At 40.7% G+C, this 8,565-nt stretch carries 7 protein-coding genes; all 7 read left to right on the forward strand.

Annotated features, from left to right (window positions below):
* Window positions 1-149: 149 nt before the first annotated feature.
* The 7 genes from alaS (at window position 150) to JOC31_RS07080 (ending at window position 8,488) form a co-directional block, all read left to right on the forward strand.
* The gene (gene alaS / locus JOC31_RS07050; protein WP_205017463.1) at window positions 150-2,768 is read left to right on the forward strand and encodes an alanine--tRNA ligase; all 2,619 of its coding nucleotides are present in this window, start codon (window positions 150-152) and stop codon (window positions 2,766-2,768) included.
* Window position 2,769: 1 nt separating this feature from the next.
* Window positions 2,770-2,946, forward strand: a complete 177-nt coding sequence (locus JOC31_RS07055) for a hypothetical protein (protein ID WP_205017455.1) — start codon at window positions 2,770-2,772, stop codon at window positions 2,944-2,946.
* A 179-nt stretch (window positions 2,947-3,125) separates the two neighbouring features.
* Window positions 3,126-4,151, forward strand: coding sequence for an N-acetyl-gamma-glutamyl-phosphate reductase (argC, locus tag JOC31_RS07060; RefSeq protein WP_205017456.1), 1,026 nt, complete (start codon window positions 3,126-3,128; stop codon window positions 4,149-4,151).
* Window positions 4,152-4,172: 21 nt separating this feature from the next.
* Window positions 4,173-5,366 (forward strand): bifunctional ornithine acetyltransferase/N-acetylglutamate synthase, encoded by a 1,194-nt coding sequence (argJ, locus tag JOC31_RS07065; RefSeq protein ID WP_205017457.1) that lies wholly within the window; start codon window positions 4,173-4,175, stop codon window positions 5,364-5,366.
* Window positions 5,367-5,375: 9 nt separating this feature from the next.
* Window positions 5,376-6,113 carry an acetylglutamate kinase gene (gene argB, locus JOC31_RS07070; protein ID WP_205017458.1) on the forward strand — a complete coding sequence of 246 codons (738 nt, stop codon included), beginning with the start codon at window positions 5,376-5,378 and terminating at the stop codon, window positions 6,111-6,113.
* A 3-nt stretch (window positions 6,114-6,116) separates the two neighbouring features.
* Complete coding sequence (locus JOC31_RS07075; RefSeq protein WP_205017459.1) at window positions 6,117-7,247, forward strand: acetylornithine transaminase; 1,131 nt, start codon at window positions 6,117-6,119, stop codon at window positions 7,245-7,247.
* Window positions 7,248-7,699: 452 nt separating this feature from the next.
* Window positions 7,700-8,488: a YSIRK-type signal peptide-containing protein gene (locus tag JOC31_RS07080; protein WP_205017460.1), complete on the forward strand. Its 789-nt coding sequence runs from the start codon at window positions 7,700-7,702 to the stop codon at window positions 8,486-8,488.
* Window positions 8,489-8,565: the final 77 nt, after the last annotated feature.

The following is an 8,565-nucleotide window of genomic DNA, read 5'->3' on the forward strand; positions in this document are numbered from 1 at the left end:
GAATAACAATGAAAGGAAGTGTTTAGTTAGCTAGTCTAACTGAACTCGCCCTAAGGTCTGTGTGAAAAAAATAACGTTAGACTAGGTGTTAGCACTTGGGTCAACTTTCCTATTTTCACCGTGACGTTTACGGGCTTGGTATCTTAATTATGAAACAATTGTCTTCTGCACAAATTCGTCAAATGTGGTTAGATTTCTGGTCATCAAAGGGTCACTCTGTTGAGCCCTCTGCTAATCTTGTTCCAGTCAATGACCCAACGCTTCTTTGGATTAACTCAGGGGTTGCGACCTTGAAGAAATATTTTGATGGGTCAGTTATTCCTGAAAATCCACGTATTACCAATGCTCAAAAATCTATCCGTACTAACGATATCGAAAATGTTGGTAAAACAGCTCGTCACCACACCATGTTTGAAATGCTTGGTAACTTCTCAATTGGTGATTACTTCCGTGACGAGGCTATCGAGTGGGGATTTGAGCTCTTGACAAGCCCAGAGTGGTTTGACTTCCCTAAAGATAAGCTCTATATGACTTACTACCCAGATGATAAGGATTCATACAACCGTTGGATTGCTTGTGGTGTTGAACCAAGTCATTTGGTGCCAATCGAAGATAACTTCTGGGAAATCGGTGCAGGTCCTTCAGGTCCAGATACAGAGATCTTCTTTGATCGTGGAGAGGACTTTGATCCAGATAATATCGGACTTCGTCTTTTGGCTGAAGATATTGAAAACGATCGTTATATCGAAATCTGGAATATCGTCTTGTCACAATTTAATGCTGATCCAGCTGTGCCACGCTCTGAGTACAAAGAATTGCCTAACAAAAACATTGATACGGGTGCAGGTCTTGAACGTCTTGCAGCTGTCATGCAAGGGGCAAAAACAAACTTTGAAACTGACCTCTTCATGCCGATCATCCGTGAAGTAGAAAAATTATCTGGTAAAACTTACGATCCAGATGGTGATAACATGAGCTTCAAGGTCATTGCCGACCATATTCGTGCTCTTTCATTTGCTATTGGTGATGGTGCCCTTCCTGGAAATGAGGGACGTGGCTACGTTCTTCGTCGTCTCCTCCGTCGTGCTGTTATGCATGGTCGTCGTCTTGGTATCAATGAGACCTTCCTTTATAAATTGGTTGTGACTGTTGGTCAAATCATGGAAAGCTACTATCCAGAAGTTCTTGAAAAACGCGATTTTATTGAGAAAATCGTTAAACGTGAGGAAGAAACCTTTGCACGTACCATTGATGCAGGTAGTGGCCACTTAGATTCATTGCTTGCAGACTTGAAAGCGGCTGGCAAAGACACCCTTGACGGTAAAGACATCTTCAAACTTTACGATACCTACGGCTTCCCAGTAGAACTAACTGAGGAATTGGCAGAGGATGCTGGCTACAAGATTGACCACGAAGGCTTCAAAGCAGCCATGAAGGAACAACAAGACCGTGCGCGTGCAGCAGTGGTCAAAGGTGGCTCAATGGGTATGCAAAACGAAACCTTGGCTGGTATTGTTGAAGAGTCAGTGTTTGTTTACGGTGCGGACGCTCTTACTTCAAATCTTTCAGTCATTATTGCTGACAATGAGCGTACAGAAGCTGTTTCAGAAGGTCAAGCTCTTCTTGTCTTTAGTCAAACACCATTTTACGCTGAGATGGGTGGACAAGTTGCTGATCACGGTGTTATTAAAAATGACAAGGGAGATGTTGTTGCAGAGGTTGTCGATGTGCAGAAAGCGCCAAATGGTCAGCCACTTCATACCGTCAATGTCTTGGCGTCACTTTCTGTTGGTACAACTTATAAGCTTGACATTAACAAAGAGCGTCGTTTGGCTGTTGAGAAAAACCATACAGCAACACACTTGCTCCACGCGGCTCTTCACCATGTGATTGGAGATCATGCTACTCAGGCTGGTTCATTGAATGAAGAAGAATTCCTTCGTTTCGACTTTACGCACTTTGAGGCAGTGACAGCTGAAGAATTGCGTCGTATTGAAGAAGAAGTTAACGAACAGATTTGGAAAGCTATCCAAGTTGTGACCGTTGAAACAGACGTGGATACTGCCAAAGAAATGGGAGCTATGGCACTCTTTGGTGAAAAATATGGTAAGGTTGTCCGTGTCGTCACTATCGGTGACTACTCTATCGAGCTTTGTGGTGGTACGCATGTTTCTAACACGTCAGAAATCGGTCTCTTCAAGATTGTCAAAGAAGAAGGTATCGGTTCGGGAACACGTCGTATTCTTGCGGTAACTGGTAAGCAAGCTTTTGAAGTTTATCGTAGCCAAGAAGATACGCTTAAAGAGATTGCGGCTACGGTTAAAGCACCACAATTGAAAGATGCAGCAGCTAAGGTACAAGCTCTCAGCGACTCTCTTCGTGATCTTCAAAAAGAAAATGCAGAGCTTAAAGAAAAAGCAGCAGCAGCAGCATCTGGGGATGTCTTTAAGGATGTCCAAGAGGCAAATGGTGTACGCTTCATCGCTAGCCAAGTAGACGTTGCTGATGCAGGTGCTCTTCGTACCTTTGCTGACAATTGGAAACAAAAAGACTACTCAGATGTCCTCGTTCTTGTGGCAAGTATCGGTGAGAAAGTCAATGTCCTTGTAGCAAGTAAATCAAAAGATGTTCACGCAGGAAATGTGATTAAAGAACTAGCACCGATTGTAGCAGGTCGTGGTGGTGGTAAACCAGATATGGCCATGGCAGGTGGTAGTGATGCAAGTAAAATAGCAGAGCTTCTAGCAGCAGTTGGAGAGAAACTTTAAGATGTCACGGTTTCAAAAGCTTACTCTTATCTTTTTAGGCATCGCTGATTTAGCACAGTTAATCCATACGATTTGGTTGTTTTTGCATGGGGAATCTTGGTTGCTAGCAGCTATGATTTGTCTTGTTTTGACAGGGCTTATTCATAACTTGTTGAAACAGTTCACATCAGGTGATTGATAGGCTTATTTGAGATTATCATCTACTTGTTCTTGGAAATGATAGATTAAATGAATAAAAATGATTTTGAATAAATTTTCAAAATCATTTTTTATTTTTTATAATTTTACAAAAATGTATTGACTTATGAATAAAAATACATTAAACTTTAATTTATAAATATTCGAGAGGTGTTGTATATGAAGGTTTCGATTGTAGGTATAACAGGATATAGCGGCTTGGAATTGCTGAAGATATTGAATAATCATAAAAAAGTTCAGGTAGTGTCTATTCATGCAACAAAAGAGGTAGGTCAATGTATATCTGATATTTATCCACATTTGACAGATCAATGTGATTTGGTCATCGAAGCCTTTGATGCTGCAGAGATTATGTCTAAGTCTGATTTGGTTTTCTTTGCAACACCATCTGGAATTGCTTCTCATTTATCTGAGCCGTTTGTAGAGGCTGGTTTTCCTGTCATTGATTTATCAGGAGACCATAGATTATCTGCAACTAGTTATAGTGAGTGGTATGCTAAAGAACCAGCCAAGCAGGCTATTTTAGATCAGTTTGTTTACGGTTTGGCTGAGTTCACAGATGTTAAAGGCAAGAAATTTATTGCTAATCCAGGTTGCTATGCGACTGCTACGGAGTTAGCTCTCCTTCCTTTGGTTCAAGCTGAAGTTCTTGAGAAGGATAGTAGTATTATTGTTGATGCTAAGAGTGGTTTGACAGGAGCTGGTAAGGGTTTGTCAGATAGCAGCCACTTTGTGAATGTTCATGATAATTATGTCACTTATAAGTTGAATAAGCATCAGCATATTCCAGAAATTGAGCAGGCATTACACTTGTTCGATGCTGACTTGTTACCTATTCAGTTCTCAACGTCTTTATTGCCAATCAATAGAGGTATTGTTTCAACCTCTTACCTAAAAGTAAAAGAAGGGGTGAGTCAAGAGGCGGTTCAAATGATTTTTGAGAAAGCTTATGCTGATAAGGTTTTTGTCCGCTTGTCTAAGGGTTTGCCAGATTTGCACCAAGTGTTGGGAACTAACTATACTGATATTGGTTTTCAAGTGAATGAAAAAACAGGTATTTTAACAGTGATTTCCGTTATTGATAATTTGATAAAAGGAGCGGCTGGTCAGGCCGTGCAAAATCTCAATCTGATGATGGGATGGGATGAGGCAGAAGGTTTGCCAGTGCAGGCGACTTATTTGTAAAAGATAGAAAAGAGAGTAGTTATGAAAGTAATTGATGGTAATATTGCAAGTCCTTTAGGATTTTCAGCGGATGGATTACATGCTGGATTTAAAAAATACAAGATGGATTTTGGATGGATTGTGTCAGAAGTGCCCGCCAGTGTAGCAGGTGTTTACACGACAAATAAGGTGATTGCAGCACCTTTAATTGTCACTAAGCAATCTGTGCAAAAAGCAGGCCAGATGCAGGCAATTGTTGTCAATTCAGGAGTTGCCAATTCCTGTACTGGTGTTCAAGGGATGGATGATGCTTTTGAAATGCAAGCTTTGACAGCAGATAAGTTAAAGATTGACCCAGAGCTTGTTGGGGTTGCATCAACAGGTGTTATTGGAGAATTACTTCCTATGGATACCTTGAAAAATGGTCTTTCTAAGATTGTGGTTAATGGTAACGCCGATGATTTTGCGAAAGCTATTTTAACGACTGATACAGGTGTCAAGACTATTTCAGTAACTGAGGAATTTGGTAGAGATATTGTGACTATGTCAGGAGTTGCCAAGGGTTCAGGGATGATTCATCCTAATATGGCAACCATGCTTGCTTTCATTACTTGTGATGCCAATATTTCGAGTGAGACCTTGCAGCTGGCCTTGTCAAGCAATGTTGAGACAACCTTTAATCAGATTACCGTGGATGGTGATACGTCAACTAATGATATGGTTTTAGTTATGTCAAACGGTTGTACAAAAAATAAGGAAATTTTACCAGACACAGAAGACTTCGAAAAATTCAAAGAGATGCTGTCATTTGTGATGCAAGATTTGGCTAAAAAAATCGCTAAAGATGGTGAAGGGGCTTCTAAATTGATTCAAGTTGATGTTGTCAATGCCCCTAACCAACTAGATGCACGTATGATGGCTAAATCAGTTGTTGGTTCTAGTCTTGTAAAAACAGCTATCTTTGGTGAAGACCCTAACTGGGGCCGTATTTTAGCGGCTGTTGGCTATGCAGGTGTAGATGTTCCTGTTGATCATATTGATATTCTATTGGGAGATTTACCAGTTATGATAGCGTCGAGTCCTGTTAGCTTTGATGAAGAAGCTATGGCAGATATTATGCATGCAGATGAGATTACCATCACTGTGGACTTGCATGCAGGTGCTGAAACAGGAACAGCCTGGGGATGTGACCTGTCTTATGATTATGTTAAAATCAATAGCCTCTATAGAACGTAAGGAGTTAAGATGTCTCAAGTTATTGTCATAAAAATTGGTGGTATTGCAGGTCAATCGTTGGCACCTGATGTTGTTGCGACTTTACAAAAATGGCAGGTGGCAGGTCATCGCCTGGTTGTGGTTCATGGTGGCGGTTTTGCGATTTCAGATGTATTGGAAAAGGCAGGACACGAGACAGTCAAGTGCGATGGCTTACGTGTCACTGCAAAAGAAGATATGCCTTTGATTGTTGAGGCTCTTGTGGATAGGGTTGGGAAGTCTCTGGCTGAAAAGTTAGATGAAGCAGGACTTGCGATTCATCAGTTGACTTTGGAGCAACTACAGTTGGTTGAAGCGACCTTTTTGGACAAGGCTAAATATGGCTATGTGGGGAGTGTGACCAGTATTGATCAGTCGCTTCTACAAGGTCTGTTAGTTGAAGGAAAAATTCCTCTCCTAGCTAGCTTGGCTTATTCGCCATCTGGAGAAATACTAAATGTTAATGCTGACTATCTTGCTAAATCGGTAGCAATAGCTTTAAAAGCGGATCGTTTGGTATTGATGACAGATGTTAAGGGGGTCATGGAAGACGGTCAGGTCTTAGCTCAGCTATTGACCAAAGAGATTCAAGGTAAGATTGCTTCTGGGGTGATTACTGGTGGCATGATTCCCAAGATAGAGTCGGCGGCAGAAACAGTCGAAGCTGGTGTCGGTCAGGTTGTTATCGGAGACAACCTAGAGACAGGAACGATCATTAGTAAGGAGTAAGTAATGACAAAATTATTTCAAAACTATAAGAGGGCAGCTATTGAGTTTGTAAAAGCTGAAGGGAACTATCTATTTGATCAAGATGGTAAGAAGTATTTGGATTTTTCAAGTGGTATCGGTGTGACCAATCTCGGTTTTCATCCCTATGTTCAAGAAGCCTTGCAAAAGCAGGTTAGCCAAATTTGGCATACGCCTAACCTCTATATTAATAGCTTACAAGAAGAGGTAGCAGATAAGTTGATTGGCGACAAGGACTATCTTGCCTACTTTGCTAATAGTGGTGCTGAAGCTAACGAAGCAGCGATTAAGTTGGCGAGAAAGGCTACTGGCAAGCAGGAAATCATCTGTTTTGTCAATTCTTTTCACGGGCGTACTTTTGGAGCGATGTCGGCGACTGGTCAGGACAAAATAAAAGAGGGATTTGGAGACGGTGTGCCTCACTTTAAGTATGGTATTTATAATGACATACAATCCGTCAAAGACTTGGTGACTGATCAGACTGCTGCTGTTATGTTGGAGTTGGTTCAAGGGGAATCTGGTGTTCAACCAGCAGAAGCGAGCTTTGTCAAAGCATTAACAGCATTTTGTCAGGAGCAAGGGATCTTGCTCATTGTTGATGAGGTTCAGACTGGGATGGGGAGGACAGGGAAACTCTTTTCTTTCCAGCATTATGGGATTGAACCTGATATTTTCACGCTGGCTAAAGGGCTTGGGAACGGCGTTCCAGTCGGTGCTATGTTGGCCAAATCAGCACTAGGGGGAGCTTTTTCTTATGGAAGCCACGGATCTACCTTTGGTGGGAATAAATTAGCGATGGCAGCCAGTTCTGCGGTCTTAGATGTGATGACGAGTGATTTTTTGGATGAGGTTTTGCAAAAAGGGCAAAGTCTTCAAAAACAGTTGGTTGATGCCTTGGAAAACAATCCTCTAGTGACTCAAGTCAGAGGAGTAGGGTTGATGATTGGTATCGAAACCACTGGTGATTTAACTGATCTTGTTAGTAAAGCGCGTGACAAAGGTTTGGTTGTTTTAACAGCAGGTACGAATGTTATTAGGTTATTACCACCATTAACGGTAGAAAAAGACGAATTAGAAGAAGCTATTAATATTTTGACAGATATTTTTAGAATATGATAAGTAGGAGAAGTGTCTATAAAGCAGGTTATTTTAATGCTTTGTATAGGCGCTTTTTTACTGCTATAAGATTTCGATACGAGATGATATCGAGGAGTATATTACTGAAAAGACATAAAAAAATAAACGAACATTAGAAAATAATAATGAAAAGGGTTTGATTGGGGATTTTGACAAGTGACGTCTGCCTATCTTGAGTTTATCGAAAGTTAAGATTCTCTTATATGATAAGTGTTTTGTTTTGTTTGAATTGTTTGAAAAATTCAAAATATATTTTAATGGAATTGTATAAAAAAGTAGTCACTGTTCTGAAAAAGCTTGGAAATAAAGAGTTTATCAATATAAAAAATAGTCAAAAAATTATATTTTTGTGTTGACTGTTAATAAAAATAAGTTTATTATGTTTCTGTAATGGTGTTGTATTGTTACAAATATACAATTTGGAGGAAATTATGGAAACGAAAAAAATGAAATACTATCTCAGAAAATCGTCTTACGGCTTAGCATCTATTGCAGCTGCGGCTTTTCTAGTTAGTGCTGGAAGCGTAGTTAGTGCTGATGAAGCTACTGGGACAGGTGATGTTGTTACTACTACAGCAGATGCACAAGCGACGACTGAAGCTAATGACGTCGTAACCGCAGCAACGTCTGAATCCACTGAAGTTGCTACTGCAGCAACAGATTCAGAAGCAGTAGCTGAAACAGTAGACCGCGATTCTTTTATCAATGGTCTTCAACTTGCTATCAATGCAGCTAAAGCTGATTTGAATGATGGTCTTTCAGCGGAAGATATCCAGTCAGCTCTTGATTCATATAACTCTCTTTATGAGTCATTTGTAGCACAAGCTAATGCTGCGACAAGCCAATCAGCAGTGGATGCACTTGAACAACCAGCGCGTGAAGCTGTAGCGGGTGTTCGTGATCGTATTGCTAGTCGTAAAGCGGAAGTAGCCCAAGCGACAGCTGAAACAGTAGATCGTGATTCTTTTATCAATGGTCTCCAACTTGCTATCAATGCGGCTAAAGCTGATTTGAATGATGGTCTTTCAACGGAAGATATTCAATCAGCTCTTGATTCCTACAATGCCCTCTATGAGTCATTTGTAGCACAAGCTAACGATGCAACAAGCCAATCAGCAGTAGATGCACTTGAACAGCCAGCGCGTGAAGCTGTAGCAGGTGTTCGTGACCGTGTTGCTAGTCGTAAAGCAGAGGTAGCTTCAGACACGACAAACGCATGAGATACTCCATTTCATTTTCTGAACGACAGAACCTTTTTTGACCTAAAGTAGTCGGCTTAGATATTTGTCAAAGGATA

Source organism: Streptococcus saliviloxodontae, from assembly GCF_016908655.1.
GTDB lineage: Bacteria > Bacillota > Bacilli > Lactobacillales > Streptococcaceae > Streptococcus > Streptococcus saliviloxodontae.